This is a genomic window from Williamsia sp. (genome assembly GCF_016462415.1).
GTDB lineage: Bacteria > Actinomycetota > Actinomycetes > Mycobacteriales > Mycobacteriaceae > Williamsia_A.
This window is the reverse complement of record NZ_JAEMTF010000225.1, coordinates 1-2,037: the sequence shown is the minus strand read 5'-3', so window position 1 is coordinate 2,037 and position 2,037 is coordinate 1. Positions and strand designations below refer to the sequence as shown.

Annotated in this window: 2 protein-coding genes; both read right to left on the bottom strand. The window is 64.8% G+C overall.

Going from position 1 to position 2,037, the window contains the following annotated elements; all coding sequences use genetic code 11:
• Positions 1-10: 10 nt before the first annotated feature.
• Complete coding sequence (locus JHC79_RS23590; RefSeq protein WP_296395502.1) at positions 11-625, bottom strand: hypothetical protein; 615 nt, start codon at positions 623-625, stop codon at positions 11-13.
• Positions 626-682: 57 nt separating this feature from the next.
• Positions 683-2,037, bottom strand: a 1,355-nt coding sequence (locus JHC79_RS23585; protein ID WP_296395500.1) for an ABC transporter family substrate-binding protein, incomplete at its 5' end; no start/stop codon positions are given.

Genomic DNA, 2,037 nt, shown 5'->3' with positions numbered 1-2,037 from the left:
CGTCGCCCGGTCAGCTGGGGTCGCTGCCGGAGATCGCCGACGCCCACACCGCCGTGGCCGCGGCCAGAAGGGTGGCCGCGAGGAAATCATCGACGCCGCCGCCGGAGGCGAGAACCCACAGCACGCCGATCACCGGGCCGGCCACGGCCGCGGGCGAGTCCATGACGACCCGACGGCGCAGGGACCCGAATCGCGCTGCTCGCACGCGCACATCGGCGTCGTTGAGGCGTGGGGCGTCGAACGGGGTGCCCGGAGGTTGCTTGCGCGTCACCCGTCCGGCGGACACCGCGACGACACCCGGCTCGACGACGAACGCCGTCCGTCCGACGCGGGGCGTGGTCATCGTGGCTGCGGCATCCGGCGCGATCGCGAGCAGGCCGGTGTGGAAGTAGACCGGCCACCATTCCCGTCGACCGTTCCTGTCGGTCTCCAGGTATCCGCGTGAGCGCATCCGGTGTTCGAAACGAACACGTCGCACGGACACCGACTCACCGGCATCCGGGCGAGCACGCCGTCCGAGAAGCCATGCCGGCCCCAGCTTCCAGGCAGAGACGGCCACGACGATGAGCGCCACGAGCACACTCAGTTCGGGAACGACCGGAAACGCCAGTGCCGCGACAACCACCGTGGTCGCCGCGACACCGGCGGGATAACCCCGACCAGCCTTTATCTCAGCCCCTACTCACTTCAGGAACCCGACCTTCGACATGTCCTGGTCCCCGAACGCCGGAGCACCGAAGTTCGCGAGGTTCTTCTTCGTCGCATAGGTCGACGGGCGCTGGAACAGGGTGAGGCTGTGCCCCTCGGCCCACACCTGCTTGTCGAGTTCGTTGTAGTCGGCGAGCCGCTTGGCATCATCGGTCTCGGTGAGGGCGGTGTCGGCGAGGGCATTGATCTGCGGCGACCCGATCTGCCCGTAGTTCTGGAGGGTGATTCCCGGTGTCAGCCGATAGATGCCGTCGCTGCTGGACGTGAACGGGGTTCCCTCCCAGGTGAAATGGGTGACGTCGAACGCGCCCACCAGGATGTACTTGTTGAAGAAGTCGTCGCTGGGAACCGTGTCGATGATCAGGTTGGCTCCGACGGCCTTGAGGTTCTGCTGCATGACCTGAGCCTCCTGCGACGCATTCGACGCGCCCGACGGGATGACATCGTGCAGGTCGAGTTGCTTGCCGTCCTTCTTGCGGAAGTCACCGGCCATCACCCACCCTGCGGCCTCGAGTTCCTTTTTGGCCTGGTCCGGATTGAAGGTGATGTCACCGTTGTTGGCCTGATAGCCCTTCTGCCCGTTGACGAACAGGTGACTGTCGAGCACTGCGGGCTTCGAGGTTATCTGCCCCAGTTGCGCGTTGGCCAAGAAGTCACGGTCGATCGCTTTCATGAGCGCCAGGCGAACGGCCTTGTCGGCCGTGATGCGGCCCGCGGCTCCGTTGAAGTCGAAATGCCGGTACTGGTAGCCCAGGCTCTGGCGCAGGTCGACGTTCGGGATCCCCTTGGCGACCTTGAACGAGTCGGCGTCGCTTCCAAGTTCCATCTGATCGATCTCGCCGCTCTGCAGGGCTCCGATGGCCGCGGATTGATCGAGTGGGATGTAGCTGATCGTGTCGAGTACCGATTTGTTCTCACCCCACCAGTCGGGATTGCGCTCGACAACGATCCGCTTGCCGCCCGCCGCGATGTTCTTGATGCGGAACGGGCCTGCAGTCGCCGGGAACGTCGTCAGCGCGGCCTTGTTGAAATGGTCTGCGGTGTCGACGTTCTCACGTGGCAGCAGCGGGTAGAAGACGCCACGCCAGTCACCGTACTTCTTGGAGAAGGTGACGATCGCCTGCTGATCGGTGGTACCTCGCACGACCGACTCGATCCGGTCGTAGCCGGCGGTCGATGACGCCTCGTACGCGGTGTCCTTGCCGTTCTGCGAGGTCCAGTTGGCGACGAGGTCGCGATAATCGAGCGGACGGCCCGTACTCCACTTCGCCTTGGGGTTGATGTCGTAGGTGATGGTCTGTTTGCCGTTCACCTCGGACTCGACGATGT